We start from the raw sequence: 21,234 nt of genomic DNA, 5'->3' as shown, positions 1-21,234 counted from the left end.
CGTCTACGGCCACACCAGGCAGTACGCCTGATGCCCCGCCTCGTGCAGCCGGTGACTGAAATCCTGCCATTCGTGCAGGAGCTGGTAGACGGCGAAGGCGTCGCGCGGGCCGCCGCGGTCGGGAACGGTGGACCAGATGAACGCGGCCGCGCCGACCGATTCCTCGCCGACACCGCGCAGCGGGTCGACCACGGTCATGGGGAGCTTGACGACGGCGTAGTCGGGGTGGAGGACGACCAGTTCGAGCGGCGGGACCTTATGGAGCGGTATGCCCTCTATTCCGGTGAGGACCATGGCGGCCATCGTCTCGGGCTTGATCTTGGTGAACATGCCGCCCATGCCGAGTTCGTCCCCGCCGAGCTCCTCGGGGCGCATCGAGATGGGGACCCGGGCCGCCGTCGCGCCGTTCGGCGCGCCGAAGTATTTGTACGTCACCCCCATGCGGCCGCCCCTGGTTTCCCCACCCGTAATGCCTTCGGTGTCCTCGCGCCGGTGGCGGCCGCGCTGGGCGCGCTCGGGACCCCGGTCATCGGTCCCCTCACCCAGTTCGCCACCGCGATGCATATCTCCACCCGACCACTCGCAGCCACCGCCGCGCAACCCGATCATCGTCTCAGAGACCTCCCCCGTCACCGGCGGGTGAAACGCCCGGCCGCACGCCCCTGTGCGCCTCTGAGACCATTGCTTGCGTGACTTACTCGTACGATGCCCCAGTTTCGCAGACGCGCGGGCTCTGAGGCCCGGTCGAGCGCGAGAGGAATCAAAAAGGGACCGAGTTGGAACCGAGCGGCACCTGAAAGGGGTCCGCGAGCAGATTCCCGCACCGTTGCCAGCGGGGCCGCGTGCACGTGCCGCCGCCCTCCCTTCGTTTACGCAGGTCAGGATCACAGTGTCTTTTCCCTATGAAGCCCCCGTTTCGCAGTCGCTGTTCGACCGCGCGTCCGTGGTGACGCCCGGCGGCGTCAACTCTCCGGTGCGGGCGTTCCGCGCCGTGGGTGGTACGCCCCGGTTCATGGTGTCCGGTACGGGTCCGTACCTCACCGATGCTGACGGCCGTGAGTACGTCGACCTCGTGTGCTCGTGGGGACCGATGATTCTCGGCCACTCGCACCCCGAGGTCATCGCCGCCGTCCAGGAGGCGGTCGCCCGCGGTACGTCCTTCGGCACGCCCGGCGCGGGCGAGGTGGAGCTGGCCGAGGAGATCGTGGCCCGGATCGAGCCCGTCGAGCAGGTGCGGCTGGTGTCGTCCGGCACCGAGGCGACGATGTCGGCGATCCGGCTGGCGCGCGGCTTCACCGGCCGGGCCAAGGTGATCAAGTTCGCGGGCTGCTACCACGGGCACGTGGACGCGCTGCTGGCCGCGGCCGGTTCGGGCGTGGCGACCTTCGGGCTGCCGGACACCCCCGGCGTGACGGGTGCGCAGGCCGGCGACACGATCGTGCTGCCGTACAACGACATCGAGGCCGTCCGTGCCGCGTTCGCCGCGCACCCGGGTGAGATCGCCTGTGTGATCACGGAGGCGTCGCCGGGCAACATGGGCGTGGTGCCGCCGCTGCCGGCCGGTGCCGGGGGTCCGGGCTTCAACCAGGGGCTGAAGGACGTCTGCGCGGCCAACGGCGCGCTGTACATCTCGGACGAGGTCATGACCGGCTTCCGGGTCAGCAAGGCCGGCTGGTACGGCCTGGACGGGGTGCGGCCCGACCTGATGACCTTCGGCAAGGTGATGGGCGGCGGCTTCCCGGCGGCGGCGTTCGGCGGCCGAGCGGACGTGATGGCGCATCTCGCGCCGGCCGGTCCGGTCTACCAGGCGGGCACCCTCTCCGGTAACCCGATCGCCACCGCCGCGGGCCTGGCCCAGCTTCGGCTGCTGGACGACGCCGCGTACGCCCGACTCGACGCGGTCTCGGCCGAGGTGCGCGCACTGGTGACCGCGGCGCTCGCGAAGGAGGGCGTCGCGCACCGGCTCCAGGTCGCGGGGAACATGTTCTCGGTCTTCTTCACGGACGCCGAGGTGACCGACTACGAGGCGGCCAAGACGCAGGAGTCGTTCCGCTTCACCGCGTTCTTCCACTCGATGCTGGCGCAGGGCGTCTACCTTCCGCCGTCCGCCTTCGAGTCGTGGTTCCTCTCCACGGCGCACGACGACGCCGCGGTCGAGCGGATCGCCGCGGCCCTGCCGGCCGCCGCGCGGGCCGCGGCCGAGGCGACGGCCTGAGCGACGGCCACCCGCCCGGCCCGGGAGCGGGCCGGGCCGGGGGACGACGACCGCACGCAGATGACGGAATGAATGGGTGACATGAGTAGCGAAGACATCACCGTGGTGCACCTGATGCGGCACGGCGAGGTGCACAACCCGGACGGCGTTCTCTACGGGCGCCGGTCCGGCTATCACCTCTCCGACCTGGGGCGGAAGATGGCGGACCGGGTCGCGGAGCACCTCGCGGAGCGGGACATCACCCATGTCGTCGCCTCCCCGCTGGAGCGCGCGCAGGAGACGGCCGTCCCGATCGCCGGGGCGCACGGTCTGGAGCTGGCCACCGACGAGCGGCTGATCGAGGCGGCGAACGTCTTCGAGGGGAAGACGTTCGGGGTCGGTGACGGGGCGCTGAAGAAGCCCGCCAACTGGCGGCACCTGACGAACCCGTTCCGGCCGTCCTGGGGCGAGCCGTACATCGAGCAGGTCGTACGGATGATGGCGGCGCTCGGCGCGGCCCGGGACGCGGCGCGCGGGCACGAGGCGGTGGCGGTCAGCCACCAGCTACCGATCTGGATCGTGCGCAGCTTCGCCGAGCGGCGGCGGCTGTGGCACGACCCGCGCAAGCGGCAGTGCACCCTGGCCTCGCTGACGTCCTTCACCTTCCACGGTGACCGGATCGTGTCGGTGGGCTACAGCGAGCCCGCGCGCGACCTGGTTCCCTCCCACCTGCTGGCGGGCGCCAAACCCGTCAAGGGAAAGAGCAAGGCTTTCGGAGCCTGACCGTACGTCAATTGGCGGAACGTCAGGCCGGGGCAAAACAAAAGATTGACCGAAACGCGGAACCGTTGTGCCCGACATGCCCTCTTCTCCAATGTCCGTTTATATGGATATTGAGTTCGTCGAGCACGGATGGGGACGACGGTATGGGCGCGATCAGTCGGCGGGGCCTGCTGGGTATGGGAGTTGGGGCGGCCGCGGCGTGGGGTGTCGCGGGCTGTTCCCTCGCCGGCTCGGACGGGGCGGACAAGCAGCGGGTGAAGAACTCGGTACAGGCCCGTCCGAAGCTCATCGGGGACGGCTCGACCGCCAATTCCGGAGCGCAGCCCAATCAGCCGAAGAAGCCCGAACGGCTGGAGCCCGGACAGACCCCGCCGCAATTCGTGATCTTCTCCTGGGACGGGGCGGGAGAGGTCGGCAACGGCCTCTTCCCCCGCTTCCTGAAGGTCGCCGAGGACCACGGCGCGGCCATGACCTTCTTCCTCTCCGGGCTGTATCTCCTGCCCGAGTCGAAGAAGCACCTCTACCGCCCGCCGAACAACAAGACCGGCGCCTCCGACATCGGCTACCTCACCGATGACCACATCCGCGAGACGCTGAAGTACGTGCGCCGGGCGTGGCTGGAAGGCCACGAGGTCGGCACCCACTTCAACGGTCACTTCTGCTCCGGCAGCGGCGCGGTCAAGCACTGGACGCCGCAGCAGTGGCGCGCCGAGATCGATCAGGCCGTGGATTTCGTCACGAAATGGCGGACGAACACCGGCTTCACCGACATAGAACCGCTGCCGTTCGACTACCGCAAGGAATTGATCGGCAGCCGCACCCCCTGTCTCCTCGGCCAGGAAAACCTCCTGCCGACGGCCAGGAATCTCGGCTGGCGCTATGACGCCAGTTCGCCCGGCGGACTTCAGATGTGGCCGAAGAAGAAGGCGGGGATCTGGGACTTCCCGCTCCAGCAGATTCCCTTCCCCGGGCACTCTTTCGAGGTCCTGTCGATGGACTACAACATCCTCGCGAATCAGTCGCAGAACTCCACGAAGGCCCCGCCGTCGAACTACCCCGGCTGGCGCCGGCAGGCCACCGACGCCTACGTCTCCGGATTCCGGCGGGCGTATGAGACCAATCGCGCGCCGTTCTTCATCGGCAACCACTTCGAGCAGTGGAACGGCGGCATCTATATGGACGCCGTCGAGGAAGCGATCAAGCGCATCGCGGACGAGCGGAACAAGGACGTGCGGCTGGTGTCCTTCCGGCAGTTCACCGACTGGCTCGACGCGCAGGACCCGCAGGTCCTCGCCCGGCTCCAGGGGCTCGGCGTCGGCCGGCAGCCGGCCGGTGGCTGGAAGACGTTCCTCTCCGCCTCCTGAGGTGCGGCGACCGGCCCCGGAGGGGGGCGTGGAAGATCCGGAAATGGCCCATGCGAAACTTTTCACATGAGTGCCTGCCGCGCCCCACGCCGCCTCACGAGCCGCCGCCGCATCACCCTGCTCGCCGCAGGGGCCGCGCTCGCGTCGCTGACGCTGAGTGCCTGCGGGGACGGCGCCTCCGGCGGCTCCGCGCAGACCCGGTTCGTCCAGGGCAAGGACGGCGTCGCCACGGTGAAGAAGGGCGAGCGGCAGCCCGCGCCCGCCCTCTCCGGTGAGACCACCACCGGCAAGCAACTGGACGTGGCCGACTACAAGGGCAAGGTCGTCGTCCTCAACGTCTGGGGATCGTGGTGCGGGCCCTGCATCGCCGAGGCGCCGAACTTCGCCAAGGTCGCCCGCGAGACCGAGGACAAGGGCGTCCAGTTCATCGGGATCAACACCCGCGACTCCGAGAAGGCGCAGGCCACCAGCTTCGAGGAAGAGCACAAGGTGCCCTACCCGAGCCTGTTCGACCCGACCGGCCGGCTGATGCTGCGCTTCCCCAAGGGCAGCCTCAACCCGCAGTCCGTCCCCTCCACGATCGCCCTCGACCGGCACGGCAAGATGGCCGCCCGCTCGATCGGCCCGCTCACCGAGGACGCTCTGCGCAAGATGGTCGCCCCGCTGATCGCCGAGAAGTGATCACGTGATCCTGCTCGCCGCCGCGGAGAACCAGACCGTCCTGTCCGGCACCCTGCTCGCCGCCGTGCCCATCGCGCTGCTCGCCGGACTCGTCTCCTTCTTCTCGCCCTGCGTCCTGCCGCTGGTCCCCGGCTACATGTCGTACGTGACTGGCGTCACCGGCGCCGACCTCGCCGAGGCCAAACGCGGCCGGATGCTGGCCGGGGCGGTCCTCTTCATCCTCGGCTTCACCGCCGTCTTCGTGTCCGGCGGTGCGCTCTTCGGGTTCTTCGGCAGGAACCTGCTGGAGTACAAGGACGTCATCTCGCGCGTCCTCGGGGTCCTGATGATCCTGCTCGGGCTGGCGTTCGCCGGCGTCCTGCGCCGCTTCGGCCAGCGCGAGCTGCGCTTCCACAAGAAGCCGGCCATGGGACTGGCCGGGGCGCCCGTGCTCGGGGTGCTCTTCGGCGTCGGCTGGACGCCGTGCCTGGGCCCCACCTTCGCCGCGGTCAACACCCTCTCGTTCTACGATGCCAGCGCCGGCCGCGGTGCCCTGCTCACCGTGGCGTACTGCCTGGGCCTGGGCCTGCCGTTCGTCGCCGTCGCGCTGGCCTTCCGCCGGGTGCTCGGTGCCTTCGGCTGGGTCAAGCGGCATTACCAATGGGTGATGCGGCTGGGCGGCGGCATGATGGTCGCACTCGGCATCCTCCTCGTCACCGGCATCTGGGACAGCCTGATGTCCGAGCTGCAGGGCTGGGCGCAAAGCTCCACCGTTGGGATCTGATTGATGTCCTCCACGACCGACACCCCCCGCGACCCGGCCACCGGCGCATCGGCCGCGGCCGAGGCGGCCGACGCGGGCAGCGATCTCGGCGCGGCCGGATCCCAGCTCTCCACGGCCCCCACCGAAGACGTCAGCTTCCCCTCGCTCGGCCCGCTGGGCTGGGCGCGCTGGTTCTGGCGGCAGCTCACCTCCATGCGGGTGGCGCTGCTGCTGCTCTTCCTGCTGTCGATCGGGGCGATCCCCGGCTCGCTGATCCCGCAGACCGGCATCGACCCGGTCAAGGTCGAGCAGTTCCGGGCCGACCACCCCACCCTCGGCGACCTCTACGACAAGCTCGGGATGTTCCACGTCTACAGCTCGGTGTGGTTCTCGGCGATCTACCTGCTGCTGTTCATCTCGCTGATCGGCTGCATCGTGCCGCGCACCTGGCAGTTCGTCGGGCAGTTGCGGGGCCGCCCGCCGGCCGCCCCGCGCCGGCTGACCCGGCTGCCCGCGTACACCACCTGGCGTACGGAGGCGGACCCCGACGACGTCCTCACGGCGGCCGGGCGGATGCTGGGCAGGCGCCGCTTCCGCACCCACCGCTCGGGCACCGCGGTCGCCGCCGAGAAGGGCTATCTGCGCGAGGTAGGCAACCTGCTCTTCCACCTCGCGCTGATCGTCATGCTGGTGGCGTTCGCCGTGGGCAGCCTGTGGAAGTCCGAGGGCGGCAAGCTGATCACCGAGGGCGACGGCTTCGCCAACAGCCTCACCCAGTACGACGACTTCAAGTCCGGTTCGTTCTTCGACACCGACACCCTGGAGCCGTTCGGTTTCACCCTCGACAAGTTCGACGCGACCTACGAGCGCACCGGACCGCAAAGGGGCACCCCGCGCGTCTTCCGCGCGCACCTCACCTACTTCGCCGGCGCGGACGGCAAGGAGCACAAGACCGCGATCGAGGTGAACACCCCGCTCGACATCGCGGGCTCCAAGGTCTACCTGCTCTCGCACGGCTACTCGCCGCAGGTCACCGTCAAGGACGGCCGCGGCAAGGTCGTCTACAAGGGCGCGGTGCCCTTCCTCCCGCAGGACCCCAAGAACTTCACCTCGACCGGCGTCGTCAAGGTGCCCGGCGCGCAGACCAAGGACGGCAAGCCCAACCAGCTCGGCTTCCAGGGCTTCTTCGTGCCGACCTTCGGCGGCAAGGGCTCCGGCTCGATGTTCTCGCAGTTCCCCGCGCTGGATAACCCGCGGCTGGTCCTGACCGCCTACCACGGCGATCTGGGCGTCCGCTCCGGCCTGCCGCAGAACGTCTACCAACTGGAGAAGAAGAACCTCAAGCAGTACCAGGACAAGGGCCGGGCGGTCGCCCAGATGATGCGGCCCGGCGACACGATGAAGCTGCCCGGCGGCGACGGCAGCATCGCGTTCAACGGCGTCAAGACCTGGGCGAGCTTCAAGATCAGCCACCAGCCGGGCAACGGCCTCGCGCTGGCCGGCGCGGTCGCCGCCCTGCTGGGCCTGGCCGGCTCGCTGTTCATCCAGCGCCGCCGGGTGTGGGTGCGCGCCGAGCGGGGAGCGGACGGCGTCACCGTCGTCGAGATGGCCGGCCTCGGCCGCAGCGAATCGGCCCGGCTGCCGGAGGAGCTCGCCGGCCTGGCCGCGACGCTGGAGCCGGACGCCCCGCTGGCCCCGCCCGCCGAACCCGCTTCCGACCCGTCCGACCCGTCCGACCCGTCCGACCCGTCGGATCCATCGGATCTGCCCGATCCTTCCGATCCTTCCGATCCTTCCGATCCTTCCGGCTCCGAAGACCCCGCGGAGCCCACCGACTCTGACGGTCCCGCTGACCCCTCTGAAGGAGCGCGCGCGTGAACATCGCGGCCGCAGCCAACGAGACGCTGGCGCACAACAGCAACCTGCTCGTCTATTCGGCGATGGCGGTCTACACCCTCGCCTTCCTCGCACACATGGCCGAGTGGGTGTTCGGCAGCCGCAGCAAGGTCGGGCGGACGGCCGCCGCGCTGACCGCCACCGCCGCCGCGCCCGCCACCGTCCAGGCGGCGAAAAGCGGGGGCACCGCCGTACTGGAACGGCCCAAGGTCATCACCAGGACCGCCGCCGGCAGCCGCGACGTCCCCGACGGCCCGGGCGCGGCGGGCGGCACGGAGAAGGGCGACCTCTACGGCCGGATCGCCATCTCCCTGACGGTCCTGGCCTGGGCCATCCACGTCGGCGGGGTCGTCACCCGCGCCCTGTCCGTGCAGCGTGCCCCCTGGGGCAACATGTACGAGTTCTCCACGACCTTCGCCGCGGTCGCGGTGGGCGTCTTCCTGCTGCTGCTGACGCTGAAGCAGAACGTCCGCTGGATCGGCCTGCCCCTGGTCACCACGGTCCTGCTCGACCTGGGCCTGGCCGTCTCCGTGCTCTACACCGCCAGTGACCAGCTCGTGCCCGCGCTGCACTCGTACTGGCTGTGGATCCACGTGAGCTGCGCGATCATCTCCGGCGCGGTGCTCTACCTCGGTGCCGTCGCCACGCTGCTGTTCCTCTTCCGCGACCGCTACGAGGCCAAGCTCGCCGACCCGGCGGGCAAGCAGCCCGGCGCCTTCGCCGCCTCCGTGCTGGAGCGGCTCCCCTCGGCCGCCTCGCTGGACAAGTTCGCCTACCGCGTCAACGCCACCGTCTTCCCCCTGTGGACGTTCACGATCATCGCGGGCGCCATCTGGGCCGAGGCCGCCTGGGGCCGCTACTGGGGCTGGGACCCCAAGGAGGTCTGGTCCTTCATCACCTGGGTCGCCTACGCCTGCTACCTCCACGCCCGCGCCACCGCCGGCTGGAAGGGCCGCAAGGCGGCCTGGCTGGGCCTGGTCGCCTTCGGCTGCTACCTCTTCAACTACTACGGCGTGAACATCTTCGTCACCGGCCTCCACTCCTACGCCGGAGTCTGAGCCTCCGGCCCCGTCGGCCCGTCCGGCCGTCCCGGCCCCGGCCCTCAGCGCCGTTTCCGCCCGCCCCGCTCCTGCCGGGGCGGGCGCTGGCCTGTCCCGGGCAGTTCCGGGGGCGGCAGCGACGCGACCTGCCCCTCGGCCCGCGCGAGCTGTCCGGCGGTGTCGCGGGGCAGGCGCGGCGGGCGGCCGGCCGCGCGGCGGAAGCCGAAGGCGGAGGTGAGGTCGCCGAACGCGGAGCGCCGCCAGTCGCTGATGTTGGGCTCCTCGACGCCGGTCCACCACTCCAGAAACCGCAGGACCGAGGTGTGGTCGAAGGGGTCGCCCGCGGCCCAGCCGCCCACCGTCCACGGCGAGATGATCAGGCACGGTACGCGGAAGCCGGCGCCGATCGGCAGGCCCTGGACGAACTCGTCCTTCGTGCCCGCGGGCGGTACGGGCGGCGGCACATGGTCGAACAGGCCGTCGTTCTCGTCGTAGTTGAGGATGAAGACGGTCTTGCGCCACACCTTGGGGTTGGCGGCGAGGGCCTCTAACTTGCGCGCGATGTAGTCGGCGCCGGCGGCCGGCAGATAGTCCGGATGCTCGGACTCGTGGCTGGCCGGGATCAGCCAGGAGACGGCCGGCAGCCGGTCGCCGAGCGCGTCGTCCTCGAAGGTGCCGGCCGGCAGCGGCCGCATCCCGCGCTCGTGGAGCGGCTCGCCCGGCCTGGCGTCCCGGAACGCCTGGAACCGCTCCAGCAGATTGCAGCCGTAGTCGTCCTCCTCCTGGTACACCTGCCAGCTCACGCCGGCCGCCTGGAGCCGCTCGGCGTACGTCGTCCAGCGGTAGGGCAGGGGCGCGGTGTTGTCCAGGACCGGGCCGCCGAGGGTGCCGCCGGGGTCGAGGGTGCCGGTCATCCAGTAGAGCCGGTTGGGCCAGGTCGGGCCGAGGACGGAGGAGAAGTAGTTGTCGCAGAGGGTGAAGGACTCGGCGAGGGCGAAGTGGAAGGGGATGTCCTCGCGGGTGTGATAGCCCATCACGTACGGGGCGTTGGGCCCGTCGGCCTTGCGGTGCGCGGGCAGCCAGCGGTCCATCCGGCCGCCGTTCCACGCCTCGTGCTGGACGGACCAGGCGTGGCTGGTGGAGGGGATGGCCTGGGCGCTGGAGGTGCGGGTGTCGAGGTGGAACGGCAGCAGATAGCCGTCCGGGTGCGCGTCGTCGGGCTGGTGGAAGACGGACCGGCCGTCGGGCAGGCACAGCGCGTCGGGGTCGGCGAAACCGCGGATGCCGCGCAGGGTGCCGAAATAGTGGTCGAACGAGCGGTTCTCCTGCATGAGCAGGACGACGTGCTCGATGTCGTGCGGTGAGGCGTGACGTGGGGGTCCGGCGGCGACGGCCTTCCGGACGCTGGGCGGCAGGAGCGACAGCGCGGCGGCGCCACCGATCGCGCCGGCCGCGGAGCCGAGGAGTCTGCGTCGGGTCATATCGGGCATATGTGCCACTCTTCCTGAGGCGCGTCGCGCAAGCCGGGAGGGCGGCCGTACGGCGGGCCGTGTGGCGCCCTCCTCGGGGGCGTCCCCCCGTGCGCCGATGACGGGCCGTCAGGCGTCGGGGCTCAGGCCGGGAGTGCCCGCGGGCGCCGGATAGGGGCGTTCCACGGGCAGCAGCGCGGCGGCGCCGGCGGTGTGCCCGGAGCGCACCAGCGCGTGGATCTCGCGGGCCAGCGGCGTCACGTCCGTGATCGCGACCGTCCACTCATCGGCGTAACGCCGCGCGGCCTCGCCCGCCAGGCCCAGTTGCAGCGACCGGTACGGCAGCGCCCGCAGCCGCAGATCACGCTCGGGGTCCCACTGGATCCGCGCCGGCGACGCCTTCAGCCGCCGCTGCCAGGCGGCCCGGTCGGGATGCGCGTCGTGGTCGTGGTGGGAAAGGCAGGCGTGGGTCAGGGCCCAGTCGAACCCGGCCCGGTCGATCTCGATGGCGAGGACGGTCTCCTGGTCGCTCTTGGTGCCCCAGCCGCAGCGGTACATCATCCACAGGAACGACGGCTTGATCCACGTCATCCGGCCCCGCTTCCAGGCGGCCGGGAAGCGGCCCTCGCGCGCGGCGGGACCGCCGAGCGCGGGCGCGTACGCCTGATAGACGGTCACGGTCCGCTCGGTGTGCAGGGCCCGCACGCGGCGGAGCGGTTCCGTGGCGAGGGCCGGCTCGGCGAGGGCCGGCCGGTCGGGGGCGGTGGTGTCGGGCGCTGGGGACGGGCCGGAGTTCATGACGGGTCATCCTGGCCGACGACCCGGCCGCGGGCCAGCGCTTTTCGGGTGGACGACGGGGCTCAGTCGTCGCCGATGTCCTCGTTCCACAGCGCCGGGCGCGCCCCGATGAAGTCGCGCATCATCGCCGCGCACTCGGCGTCGTCGAGCAGCACGATCCGTACGCCGTGCCGGGCGAGCCAGTCGTGCCCGCCGTGGAAGGTCCGCGCCTCGCCGATCACCACCCGGGAGATGCCGAACTGGCGGACCAGGCCGCTGCAGTACCAGCAGGGCGACAGCGTGGTCACCATCGTCGTGCCGCGGTAGCCGCGCTGCCGGCCGGCCGCGCGGAACGCCTCGGTCTCGGCGTGCGCGGAGGGGTCGTCGTTCTGGACGCGGCGGTTGTGGCCGCGGCCGAGCAGCGCGCCGTCCGGGCCGTAGAGCGCCGCGCCGATCGGGATGCCGCCCTCGGCCAGCCCGGCGCGCGCCTCGGCGAGCGCGGTGGCCAGCATGTCCTGCTCGGATGCCTGCTCCATGCCGGTCACTCTCCCCGCCGCGGGCCGTCCCGGCAACGTGCCGGGGGCCGACATCACCGCGACGGGCGGCGGCCGGCGGCCTCAGCTCTTGGCGGGCGGCGGCGTGTCGTCGGGGCCGGCGCCGCCGGACGTACCACCGGACGTGCCGCCCGAAGCGTTCCCAGAGGCATCGTCAGAGGTGCCGTCGCCCTTGCGGCGCAGCTCCTCCTCGCGGCGCCGCAGATCGGCCTCCCAGTCCTTGAGCAGCGCCTCGTCCTTCTTGCTCTCTTCCTTGAGGGACTTGAGGAACTCGGGATTGTCGTCGGGCGCGACCCAGCGCGCACGGTGGTTGCGGTGCCACTCGGAGGGGGTGCTGCCGTCGGCCGCCACCCGGCGGTTCTTGCCGGCGACCAGCCAGGCGACGGGGCCGATGAGCACCTCGCCGAACAGCAGGATGATGAGCACCCAGACCACCTTGGGCAGTCCGCGGACCTGCGCTTCGGGTGTGTTGACGCAGTCGATGAAGGCGTAGATCCACAGTGCCAGCACCAAGAGGAACGGCAGATACCTGAGCATTGCGGAACGGCCCCCTGCGAACGGTGGCGGGCCCGCGGCGGGGCCCGGTGACCCGTACAGGGTAGTGCGTACCGGATACTGGAACGCATGGCTTATGACGATCTTCGCTCGTTCCTGCGCGCGCTCGACAGGGAAGGCGACCTGAAGCGCATCAAGGCCGAGGTCGACCCGTATCTGGAAGTCGGCGAGATCGTGGACCGGGTGCAGAAGGCCGGCGGTCCGGCGCTGCTGTTCGAGAACGTCAAGGGCTCGGCGATGCCGCTGGCCATGAACGTCTACGGCACCGACCGCCGCCTGCTCAAGGCGCTGGGCCTGAAGGCGTACAGCGACATCAGCGACAAGATCGGCGGCCTGCTCAAGCCGGAGCTGCCGCAGGGCTTCGTCGGCATCCGGGAGGCGTTCGGCAAGCTCGCCGGCATGACGCACGTACCGCCGAAGAAGGTCAAGGGCGACAGCGCGCCCGCCCAGGAGGTCGTGCTCACCGGCGACGACGTGGACCTCGACGCGCTGCCCGCGCTGTTCACCTGGCCCGAGGACGGCGGCTCCTTCTTCAACCTGGGCCTGACGCACACCAAGCACCCCGAGACCGGTGTGCGCAACCTCGGGCTCTACCGCCTCCAGCGCCACGACAAGCGCACCATCGGCATGCACTGGCAGATCCACAAGGACAGCCGCAACCACTACCAGGTCGCCGCCAAGCGCGGGGAGCGGCTTCCGGTCGCCATCGCCTTCGGCTGCCCGCCGTCGGTGACGTACGCCTCCACCGCGCCGCTGCCCGGCGACATCGACGAGTACCTCTTCGCGGGCTTCGTGCAGGGCAAGCGGATCGAGATGGTCGACTGCAAGACCGTCCCGCTCCAGGTGCCGGCCCATGCCGAGGTGGTCCTGGAGGGCTGGCTGGAGCCCGGGGAGATGCTGCCCGAGGGCCCGTTCGGCGACCACACCGGTTTCTACACGCCGCAGGAGCCGTTCCCGGCGCTGACCATCGACTGCGTCACGATGCGGCAGCGGCCGCTGCTCCAGTCGATCGTCGTGGGCCGCCCCCCGACGGAGGACGGGCCGCTGGGCCGGGCGACGGAGCGTTTCTTCCTGCCCCTGCTCAAGATCATCGTCCCGGACATCGTGGACTACCACCTGCCGGAGTCCGGGGGCTTCCACAACTGCGCGATCGTCTCGATCGACAAGAAGTACCCCAAGCACGCGCAGAAGGTCATGCACGCGATCTGGGGCGCCCACATGATGTCGCTGACCAAGCTGATCGTGGTCGTCGACGCGGACTGCGATGTGCACGACCTTCACGAGGTCTCCTGGCGGGCGCTGGGCAACACCGACTACGCCCGCGACCTGACCGTCGTCGAAGGCCCCGTCGACCATCTCGACCACGCCTCCTACCAGCAGTTCTGGGGCGGCAAGGCGGGCATCGACGCGACGAAGAAGTGGCCCGAGGAGGGGTACACGCGGGACGGGGGCTGGCCGAACATGGTCGAGTCCGACCCGCGTACCTCCGAACGGGTGACCAAGAGGTGGAAGGAGTACGGGCTGTGAGCAGCGCAGCGGCGGCGATTTCGCGGCCTGGCCGGACGAGGGCGTTCCTGCGCCTGGTACTGATCGAGCACTCCGTCTTCGCGCTGCCGTTCGCCTACATCGCCTCGCTGACCGCGATGTTCCAACTGGACCGCACCGTCCACTGGGGCCGGCTGCTGCTGGTCACCGTCGCGATGGTGGGGCTGCGGACGTTCGCGATGGCCTGCAACCGCATCATCGACCGGGAGATCGACGCCCGTAATCCGCGGACGGCCACGCGGGAGCTGGTGACCGGCGCGGTGTCGGTGCGCTCCGCCTGGACCGGCGCGCTGATCGCGGTCGTGATCTTCCTCGGGGCGGCGGCCCTGCTGAACCCGCTCTGCCTGGCGCTCGCGCCGATAGCGGTCATCCCGATGGTGGTCTATCCGTACGGCAAGCGCTTCACGAACTTCCCGCACGCCATCCTCGGACTCGCCCAGGCGATGGGCCCGGTCGGCGCCTGGATCGCGATCACCGGCGAGTGGTCCTGGCAGGCGGTGGTCCTCGGTCTCGCCGTCGGGGTCTGGATCGGCGGTTTCGACCTGATCTTCGGGACCCAGGACGTCCAGGCGGACCGCGCGCACGGCGTGAAGTCCGTCCCGGCCCGCTTCGGCATCCCCGCCGCGCTCCACGGTGCGCGCGCCTGCCACGCCGTGACGACCGCGCTGCTGGTCTGGTACGCGCTGGCCACGGGCGCGGGCGTGTTCTTCTGGGCCGGGCTGGTGGTCGTCGTCGGGGCCTTCCTCTACGAGCACACCATCGTCAAGCCGCACGACCTCTCCCGCCTCAACCGTGCCTTCTTCACGGTCAACGGCTTCATCGGCATAGCGCTGTTCGTCTGCGCGCTGCTGGACCTGCTGGTGCGCGGCCTGACGGTCTGACGCCCCACGGCCCACGGCCCGCGCCTCCGCTACGGGAACCGTCCGGCGGTGGCGCCGGCCGTGCCGCCGGTGCGGGGACGCTCGCGCAGGGCGAAGGCCGCGAGGACGCCGCCCACGAGCCCGAAGAGGTGGCCCTGCCAACTGATCCCGCTGTCGGTCGGCAGGGCGCCCCAGATGAGGGAGCCGTACACCGCGCCGACGACCACGCCGATGCCGATGTCGAGGGGCTTGCGTTCGATGAAGCCGCGCACCAGGAGGTAGCCGAAGAGGCCGAAGACCACGCCGGAGGCGCCCGCGGTGTTGCTGTGCGGCGGGGCGGTCAGCCAGACGCCGAGGCCGCTGACGAGGACGACCAGCAGGCAGACGGCCAGGAAGCGGCGCACGCCGCCGCGCAGCGCGGCGACGAAGCCGAGCAGCAGCAGGGGCAGGGTGTTGGCGGCGAGGTGGCCGAAGCCGAAGTGCAGGAAGGCGGCGGGCACGACGTCGACGAGCTCGGCGGGGTCGCGCGGCTCGATGCCGAAGGAGTCCAGGGCATGGCCGGTGGCGAGGTCGACGCCTTCCAGCAGCCACAGCAGCGCGACCCAGCCCAGCATCAGGCAGATCGCGGACTTCGCTCGTGTGGTCATCTCGCGGCCCTTCCGTTCGGCGCACACGTAACAACGGCCGTGACGGGGTCGGTGGTTCCGGCCGATAGGCTCGATGTCGTGGAGCCGCCGCACAACGACACCAGTAAGCAGGACCCCGGCCGCCGCCGTCCGTGGGTCGTGGGGATCTCCGGCGCGTCCGGGACGCCGTACGCGGCGTCCGTGCTGCGCGGGCTGCTCGCCGCGGGGGAGGCGGTGGATCTCGTCGTCAGCCGCGCGTCGCGCCTGACGCTGCTCGATGAGACGGGCATCGCCTTCCGGGACGCGCATTGGCGTGATGACCTGCGTCAATGGCTGGCGCGCGGGGCGGACGGCAAGCCGGAGACGTTTCCGGTGACGGGGGCGGCGCTGGCCGATGTGCGCTATTGGGCGGCCGGTGATCTGGCGGCCGGTCCGTCGTCGGGTTCGTATCCGGTGAAGGGGATGCTGATCGTTCCGGCGAGCACGGCGTGCGTGGCCGGGGTGGCGCTCGGTCTGTCGAAGGACCTGCTCCAGCGGGTGGCGAGCGTGACGCTCAAGGAGCGCCGGCGGCTGGTGGTCGCGGTGCGGGAGACTCCGCTGAACGGTCCGACGCTGAAGCATCTGGTGGCGCTGGACGAGGCGGGCGCCGTGGTGCTGCCCGCCTCTCCCGCGTTCTACGCGGGCGCGACGCACATTCAGGATCTGGTGGATTTCGTCGCCGGCCGGGTGCTCGACGCGGCCGGGGTGCCGCACGGGTTGTACCGGCGGTGGGAGGGGGAGCTGCGGGGCGGCTCCAAGGAGGAGGCCCCAGACGCTCCCTAGCGCTTCTCGGCGGCTGCGGCGGCGCGGCCGAAGCGGCGCCGGGCCCGCGGGGTGGCGGGCTTGTGGGCACGTGAACGATTGGCCTGGTCCTGCAGCTCGCGCATGCGGGCGTAGGCCATCTCGATCGAGTACACGGTGACAACTCCTGTGAAGATGCTCGTTGATCGTTTGAAAGATTCGCAGGGCTTCAAGCCCTGATGCCTTAGATTCTACATGTAGAACACGGAAAAGCATAAAGATTGGAAGGCTTGAGGGCATGGACGCGGTGGATAGGCAGCTCATCCAGGCACTTCGCGAGAACGGCAGGGCCTCCTACGCGGAGCTCGGCCGGCTCGTCGGCCTCTCCGGGCCCAGCGTCACGGACCGGATCAACCGCCTCGAAGCGGCCGGCGTGATCACCGGATACCGCGCGACCGTCGACGCCGCCTCCCTGGGGCTCGGCGTCACCGCGCTGGTCGGCATCTCGCTGTCGGACGCCGCCGACCACGAGGACGTCGCCCGCCGGCTGCGCGACCTCGCCGAGATCGAGGACTGCTGGTTCATCGCCGGCGACGACTCCTACATGCTCAAGGTGCGCGTCGGCGACGTCGACGGCCTGGAGCGCACCATCCGGCGGCTGTCCGGCACCCGGGGCGTCTCCCGTACGCGCACCACGATCGTGCTCTCCACCAAGTGGGAGAACCGCGTCGGCGAGCTGCCCGAAGAGGCGGAGTAGGCGGCGCACCGGAGCCGGCGCCTCGCCGAACGCGCGCCGTGGGCGGGCCGCGCCAGGGGGCCCGGTCCGCCCCGGGGGTGGGGGAGTAGGCTCGGCGAAGCTCGTTTTTGGCACGAAAAACGCCGGATATCGCCGAAGACACGGCACGGATACGGCTGAGACATGGGAGGCGACCGGATGGCTGCGTCGATGGATGTGGGCCTCAAGCGCGAGCTGGAGGCGAAGGTCCACGCCGGGGAGCGGCTGACCCGCGAGGACGGCATCGCCCTCTACGAGTCCGACGACCTGGCGTGGCTGGGCGGTCTCGCCCATGAGGTGCGTACCCGCAAGAACGGCGACGCGGTGCACTTCAACGTCAACCGTCACCTCAACATGACGAACGTGTGCACCGCCTCGTGCGCCTACTGCTCCTTCCAGCGCAAGCCGGGCGAGAAGGACGCGTACACCATGCGCATCGAGGAGGCCGTCCGCCTCGCCAAGGCGATGGAGGGCGAGAACCTCACCGAGCTGCACATCGTCAACGGCCTGCACCCCACCCTGCCGTGGCGCTACTACCCGCGCTCGCTCAAGGCCCTCAAGGAAGCCCTCCCGCAGGTCTCCCTGAAAGCCTTCACCGCCACCGAGATCCACCACTTCGAGACCATCTCGGGTCTCTCGGCGTCCGAGATCCTGGACGAGCTGATCGACGCGGGCCTGGAGTCGCTGACCGGCGGCGGCGCCGAGATCTTCGACTGGGAGGTCCGTCAGCACATCGTCGACCACGCCACCCACTGGGAGGACTGGTCGCGCATCCACCGCCTCGCGCACGAGAAGGGCCTCAAGACCCCCTCGACCATGCTCTACGGGCACATCGAGGAGCCGCGCCACCGCGTCGACCACGTCCTGCGCCTGCGCGAACTCCAGGACGAGACCGGCGGCTTCCAGGTCTTCATCCCGCTGCGCTACCAGCACGACTTCGTGGACATGAAGGACGGCAAGGTCCGCAACCGGCTCCAGGCCCGCACCACCATGGCCAGCGGCGCCGAGGCCCTCAAGACCTTCGCGGTCTCCCGGCTGCTCTTCGACAACGTCCCGCACGTCAAGGTCTTCTGGGTGATGCACGGTCTGCAGACCACCCAGCTCGCGCTCCAGCACGGCGCGGACGACATGGACGGCTCGGTCGTCGAGTACAAGATCACGCACGACGCGGACAACTTCGGCACGCCGAACAAGCTCACCCGCGACGATCTGCTCGACCTGATCCGCGACGCCGGCTTCCGCCCCGTCGAGCGCAACACCCGCTACGAGGCCATCCGCGAGTACCCGGGCCCGGACCCCGAGCGCCGCGAGGCGCCGCAGCCGATGCGCCTTTGACGGGTGCCGGGGGCCGGGAAGATCGCCCCGGCCGCTGTGCTTGACTGGAAGGCGACCCTTTCGGTTGCCGTTGAGAAGAAGGTCCCGTCCGTGAGTAGCCAAAAGTTCGCCACGCTCCGCTACACCGCCCTTCGCATCGGCCTCTTCGTCGCCTCTTTCGCCGTGGTGTGGGTGCTGGCCTACTTCCGGATCATTCCGCTCGGCATCGGCAGCGCCAACACCATCTGGCTGCTGCTGCTCGCCATCGTCATCTCCGCGCCGCTCAGCTTCGTGCTGCTGCGCAAGCAGCGGGACGCGATGTCCGAGCAGATCGTGGCCAAGGTCGACCGCCAGCGCGAGCGGCTCAGCGCCAACCGCAGCCAGGAGGACGGGCTGCTCTAGGCGCGCGGCGCCGCGGGGCCGCCCGGCGGTCCCGTAATCCGTCTCACATTCCTCCAGGCGCCCGGCCGGTGAAGTGCCCCTTCACCGGCCGGGCGCCTGTCGTATGCCCCCGCCGCCGCGCGCCCGGCCGTCCCCGACCCAAAGATCTTCTTTGGGTTCCTCAAAGTTCGAGTGTTACCGTACTTGGCATGAAGACCGCAGCCGCGCCCCCGTCTCGCATGAGCGTTCCGCTCGTGGCGCGCCTGCACGTCGATCTTTGCCGCTGTATGTCCGCGGCCTGTTGCCGCCGCTGACCTTCCTCGCAGCGGCCGGAGATCCCCTTACGGACCTCCTGGCGCCCCACGCCGTTTTCCCCACGTCTTGACCGTTCCCGGAGTGTGTCCGTTGTCCACGTCTGCCCAGACCTCCGCCTCCCCAGAGGCGCCGAAGACCTCCAAGTCCTCCCGAATACCCGCCTTCCCCTTCTGGGCCCAGATCCTGGCCGGCCTGGTCCTGGGCGTCCTGCTCGGCTGGATCGCCAAGAGTGGCGACATCGGCTGGCTCACCGCCACGCTGGGGCACGTCGGTGACCTCTTCGTCCAGTTGCTGAAGCTGGCCGTCGCCCCGCTGGTCTTCTTCGCGATCCTGGTGTCGATCACCAACCTGCGGCAGGTCAACAACGCCGCCCGGCTGGCCACCCGCACCCTGCTGTGGTTCATGGTCACCTCGCTCATCGCCGTCGCGATCGGCCTGGCGATCGGCCTGCTCACCAACCCCGGTGCGGGCACCGGCCTGACCCCCAAGGACGGCAAGCTCCCCGAGCACGCCGGCTCCTGGATCGACTTCCTGACCGGCATCGTCCCCACCGACATCATCACGCCGTTCACCGAGCTCAACGTCCTCCAGATCGTCTTCATGGCGGCCGTCGCCGGTATCGCGGCGCTCCAGCTCGGCGAGAAGGCCGAGCCGGTCCTCAAGATCAGCCGCTCGGTCCTGGAACTGCTCCAGAAGGCGCTGTGGTGGGTCATCCGCCTCGCCCCGCTCGGCACCGTCGGCCTCATCGGCCACGCCATCGCGACGTACGGCTGGAACCTCATCGGCAAGTACGCGACCTTCACCGTCGACATCTACGTCGGCTGCGCCCTGGTCCTCTTCGGCGTCTACCCGCTGCTGCTCGCCACCGTCGCCAAGGTCAACCCGCTCCAGTTCTTCAAGGGCGCCTGGCCCGCGATCCAGCTCGCCTTCGTCTCCCGCTCCTCGGTCGGCACGATGCCGGTGACGCAGAAGGTCACCGAGCGCCTCGGAGTCCCGAAGGAGTACGCCTCCTTCGCGGTGCCGTTCGGCTCGACGACGAAGATGGACGGCTGCGCCTCGATCTACCCGGCGATCGCCGCGATCTTCATCGCGCAGATCTTCGACGTCCCCCTGGGTATCGGTGACTACGTCCTGATCGCCTTCGTCTCGGTCATCGGCTCGGCCGCCACGGCCGGTCTGACCGGCGCGACGGTCATGCTGACCCTGACCCTCTCCACCCTGGGCCTGCCCCTGGAAGGCGTCGGCCTGCTGATGGCCATCGACCCGATCCTGGACATGATGCGTACGGCCACCAACGTGGCCGGCCAGTCGGTCATCCCGATACTGGTCTCCGCCCGGGAGAAGATCCTCGACCGCGACGCCTACGCCCGCACCACCGGCGGCAGCCTGGACGGCGACGCCGAGGCGGCCGACGCGGGACCGGAGCGCACGGTGGGCGCGGTGCCGGCCGCGGCCGCCGCCGCGAGCTGACCGCTCGCCCGCTCAGCCGCCGGGATCCGTACCGCGCGCACGACGTAGTGCCCCCGCATCCTCTCCGAGGGTGCGGGGGCACCGCGCTTTCTGGCGGACCGTCACCTCGGTGCCCCGGCCCGGACCGCCCCGGTGTGGGCCAGGATCGCCCGGGCGAGTGGGGCGTGTACGGCCGGCGGCAGGGCGTGGCCCATGCCGGGGATCTCGACGAGGCGCGCGCCGTTGACGACCTGGGCCAGGTGCTGGGGGTGCGGGGGCGGGAAGACGGGTTCGGCGAGGGCGGCGATGACGAGGGTGGGCACCTCGTTCGCGGCCAGTTCGTCGGTGCGCAGCATGCCGGAATCGTCGGCGCGGCCGTGGGCGGTGGAGACGGCGTGGGTGCCGGTGTGCTCGATGACGCGGCGTTCGAGGGCGCGGAAGTGGTCCGCGTCGAAGGGGAGCCGGTTTCCGCCGAGTGCGCGCCAGTGGGCGACGCGGCGGTCCAACTCCGCTTCCGGGCCGTGGTCCTCGACCGGGCGGGCCCACAGGTCGAGGATTTCGGGCGCGATGCCCGGGAGTTCGCCGGGTGGGACCTCGGTGCCGTCGGGGCGGACGTAAGGGGCGGTGCTGAGGGCGCAGGTGCCCAACAGGGTGGCGCCCAGGACCCGGTCGGGGTGATCGGCCAGGGTCATCTGGACCAGCAGGCCGCCCAGGGACATGCCGACCAGGTGCGCGCGCTCGATGCCGAGGCCGTCCAGGACGCGGAGCACGTCGGTGGCGAGGTCGGCGACGGCGTACGGCTCGCGGTCGAAGGACCAGGTGGAGCGTCCGGTGTCGCGGTGGTCGTAGCGGATGACGCGGTGGTGGGCGGCGAGTAACGCGACGAGCGGATCGGGCCAGCCGAGGCCGGTCGCCTGGGCGCCCATGACCAGCAGCAGCGGGGGTGCGTCGGCGGGGCCGTGCTGCTCGGTCCACAGGCGTACGCCGGGGGCGGCGGTCACGAAGCGCTGCATGGGATGCCTCCTGGAAGAACGAGGGAATTGGACGAGACGTATCGTCTCGTCATGTCCGGGATCACGTCAAGCGCACGGGAATGTGAGGGCGGGATCGTAAACTTACTTCGGGGTAAAGGGG

Annotated in this window: 22 protein-coding genes; 14 read left to right on the top strand and 8 right to left on the bottom strand. The window is 70.5% G+C overall.

Annotation, left to right across the window (positions count from 1 at the left end):
- Positions 1–3: 3 nt before the first annotated feature.
- Positions 4–564: a hypothetical protein gene (locus ACZ45Z_RS31070; RefSeq protein ID WP_468369526.1), complete on the bottom strand. Its 561-nt coding sequence runs from the start codon at positions 562–564 to the stop codon at positions 4–6.
- 325 nt (positions 565–889) lie between these two features.
- Between ACZ45Z_RS31070 and hemL the strand changes: the two genes are divergently transcribed.
- The 7 genes from hemL to ccsB all read left to right on the top strand — a co-directional run bounded on the left by hemL (position 890) and on the right by ccsB (position 8,718).
- Positions 890–2,215 carry a glutamate-1-semialdehyde 2,1-aminomutase gene (hemL, locus tag ACZ45Z_RS31065; RefSeq protein WP_468369523.1) on the top strand — a complete coding sequence of 442 codons (1,326 nt, stop codon included), beginning with the start codon at positions 890–892 and terminating at the stop codon, positions 2,213–2,215.
- 81 nt (positions 2,216–2,296) lie between these two features.
- A complete protein-coding gene (locus ACZ45Z_RS31060) occupies positions 2,297–2,977 on the top strand; it encodes a histidine phosphatase family protein (RefSeq protein ID WP_468369520.1) in 681 nt (226 codons plus the stop codon).
- A gap of 143 nt (positions 2,978–3,120) precedes the next feature.
- Positions 3,121–4,341 (top strand): polysaccharide deacetylase family protein, encoded by a 1,221-nt coding sequence (locus ACZ45Z_RS31055; protein WP_468369518.1) that lies wholly within the window; start codon positions 3,121–3,123, stop codon positions 4,339–4,341.
- 66 nt (positions 4,342–4,407) lie between these two features.
- Positions 4,408–5,022: a TlpA family protein disulfide reductase gene (locus ACZ45Z_RS31050; RefSeq protein ID WP_468369514.1), complete on the top strand. Its 615-nt coding sequence runs from the start codon at positions 4,408–4,410 to the stop codon at positions 5,020–5,022.
- A 4-nt stretch (positions 5,023–5,026) separates the two neighbouring features.
- On the top strand, positions 5,027–5,785 hold the full coding sequence (locus ACZ45Z_RS31045) for a cytochrome c biogenesis CcdA family protein (RefSeq protein WP_468369512.1): 759 nt from the start codon (positions 5,027–5,029) through the stop codon (positions 5,783–5,785).
- Between the two features lie 3 nt (positions 5,786–5,788).
- On the top strand, positions 5,789–7,642 hold the full coding sequence (gene resB, locus ACZ45Z_RS31040; protein ID WP_468369509.1) for a cytochrome c biogenesis protein ResB: 1,854 nt from the start codon (positions 5,789–5,791) through the stop codon (positions 7,640–7,642).
- Positions 7,639–8,718: a c-type cytochrome biogenesis protein CcsB gene (gene ccsB / locus ACZ45Z_RS31035; RefSeq protein ID WP_468369507.1), complete on the top strand. Its 1,080-nt coding sequence runs from the start codon at positions 7,639–7,641 to the stop codon at positions 8,716–8,718. Before resB ends, ccsB begins: the two co-directional genes overlap by 4 nt.
- A gap of 44 nt (positions 8,719–8,762) precedes the next feature.
- Here the strand turns inward: ccsB and ACZ45Z_RS31030 are convergent, their stop codons facing one another.
- The 4 genes from ACZ45Z_RS31030 to ACZ45Z_RS31015 all read right to left on the bottom strand — a co-directional run bounded on the left by ACZ45Z_RS31030 (position 8,763) and on the right by ACZ45Z_RS31015 (position 12,037).
- Positions 8,763–10,190 (bottom strand): alkaline phosphatase family protein, encoded by a 1,428-nt coding sequence (locus tag ACZ45Z_RS31030; RefSeq protein ID WP_468369505.1) that lies wholly within the window; start codon positions 10,188–10,190, stop codon positions 8,763–8,765.
- A gap of 108 nt (positions 10,191–10,298) precedes the next feature.
- Entirely contained in the window at positions 10,299–10,967 is a 669-nt protein-coding gene (locus ACZ45Z_RS31025; protein ID WP_468369502.1) for a DUF4291 domain-containing protein, read from the bottom strand.
- A gap of 62 nt (positions 10,968–11,029) precedes the next feature.
- On the bottom strand, positions 11,030–11,482 hold the full coding sequence (locus ACZ45Z_RS31020; RefSeq protein ID WP_468369499.1) for a nucleoside deaminase: 453 nt from the start codon (positions 11,480–11,482) through the stop codon (positions 11,030–11,032).
- 81 nt (positions 11,483–11,563) lie between these two features.
- Positions 11,564–12,037 (bottom strand): PLD nuclease N-terminal domain-containing protein, encoded by a 474-nt coding sequence (locus ACZ45Z_RS31015; RefSeq protein WP_468369496.1) that lies wholly within the window; start codon positions 12,035–12,037, stop codon positions 11,564–11,566.
- Between the two features lie 87 nt (positions 12,038–12,124).
- Here ACZ45Z_RS31015 and ACZ45Z_RS31010 point away from each other — a divergent pair, with 87 nt between their 5' ends.
- Together ACZ45Z_RS31010 and mqnP are read left to right on the top strand one after the other, a co-directional pair.
- Positions 12,125–13,582: a menaquinone biosynthesis decarboxylase gene (locus ACZ45Z_RS31010; RefSeq protein ID WP_468369493.1), complete on the top strand. Its 1,458-nt coding sequence runs from the start codon at positions 12,125–12,127 to the stop codon at positions 13,580–13,582.
- Entirely contained in the window at positions 13,579–14,481 is a 903-nt protein-coding gene (gene mqnP, locus ACZ45Z_RS31005) for a menaquinone biosynthesis prenyltransferase MqnP (protein ID WP_468369491.1), read from the top strand. The genes ACZ45Z_RS31010 and mqnP overlap by 4 nt, the downstream gene beginning before the upstream one ends.
- A 29-nt stretch (positions 14,482–14,510) precedes the next feature.
- Here mqnP and ACZ45Z_RS31000 read toward each other — a convergent pair whose 3' ends face one another.
- On the bottom strand, positions 14,511–15,107 hold the full coding sequence (locus tag ACZ45Z_RS31000) for a rhomboid family intramembrane serine protease (protein WP_468369489.1): 597 nt from the start codon (positions 15,105–15,107) through the stop codon (positions 14,511–14,513).
- 78 nt (positions 15,108–15,185) lie between these two features.
- On the opposite strand from ACZ45Z_RS31000, the gene ACZ45Z_RS30995 reads away from it, so the two are divergent.
- A complete protein-coding gene (locus tag ACZ45Z_RS30995; RefSeq protein WP_468369487.1) occupies positions 15,186–15,908 on the top strand; it encodes a UbiX family flavin prenyltransferase in 723 nt (240 codons plus the stop codon).
- Here the strand turns inward: ACZ45Z_RS30995 and ACZ45Z_RS30990 are convergent.
- The gene (locus ACZ45Z_RS30990) at positions 15,905–16,042 is read right to left on the bottom strand and encodes a hypothetical protein (RefSeq protein ID WP_468369484.1); all 138 of its coding nucleotides are present in this window, start codon (positions 16,040–16,042) and stop codon (positions 15,905–15,907) included. The genes ACZ45Z_RS30995 and ACZ45Z_RS30990 overlap by 4 nt on opposite strands.
- A gap of 122 nt (positions 16,043–16,164) precedes the next feature.
- Between ACZ45Z_RS30990 and ACZ45Z_RS30985 the strand changes: the two genes are divergently transcribed.
- The 4 genes from ACZ45Z_RS30985 (at position 16,165) to ACZ45Z_RS30970 (ending at position 20,121) form a co-directional block, all read left to right on the top strand.
- Positions 16,165–16,623, top strand: a complete 459-nt coding sequence (locus ACZ45Z_RS30985; RefSeq protein ID WP_381396365.1) for an Lrp/AsnC family transcriptional regulator — start codon at positions 16,165–16,167, stop codon at positions 16,621–16,623.
- Positions 16,624–16,812: 189 nt separating this feature from the next.
- Positions 16,813–17,976 (top strand): aminofutalosine synthase MqnE, encoded by a 1,164-nt coding sequence (gene mqnE, locus ACZ45Z_RS30980; protein WP_468369607.1) that lies wholly within the window; start codon positions 16,813–16,815, stop codon positions 17,974–17,976.
- A gap of 90 nt (positions 17,977–18,066) precedes the next feature.
- Positions 18,067–18,357, top strand: a complete 291-nt coding sequence (locus ACZ45Z_RS30975) for a DUF4229 domain-containing protein (RefSeq protein ID WP_468369481.1) — start codon at positions 18,067–18,069, stop codon at positions 18,355–18,357.
- Positions 18,358–18,741: 384 nt separating this feature from the next.
- Positions 18,742–20,121, top strand: coding sequence for a dicarboxylate/amino acid:cation symporter (locus ACZ45Z_RS30970; RefSeq protein WP_468369479.1), 1,380 nt, complete (start codon positions 18,742–18,744; stop codon positions 20,119–20,121).
- A 101-nt stretch (positions 20,122–20,222) separates the two neighbouring features.
- Here the strand turns inward: ACZ45Z_RS30970 and ACZ45Z_RS30965 are convergent, their stop codons facing one another.
- On the bottom strand, positions 20,223–21,113 hold the full coding sequence (locus tag ACZ45Z_RS30965) for an alpha/beta fold hydrolase (protein WP_468369476.1): 891 nt from the start codon (positions 21,111–21,113) through the stop codon (positions 20,223–20,225).
- Positions 21,114–21,234 lie beyond the last annotated feature (121 nt).

The organism is Streptomyces sp. NPDC031210 (genome assembly GCF_055570395.1).
The sequence above is the reverse complement of the archived record's forward strand: the minus strand, read 5'-3'. Positions and strand labels throughout refer to the sequence as shown.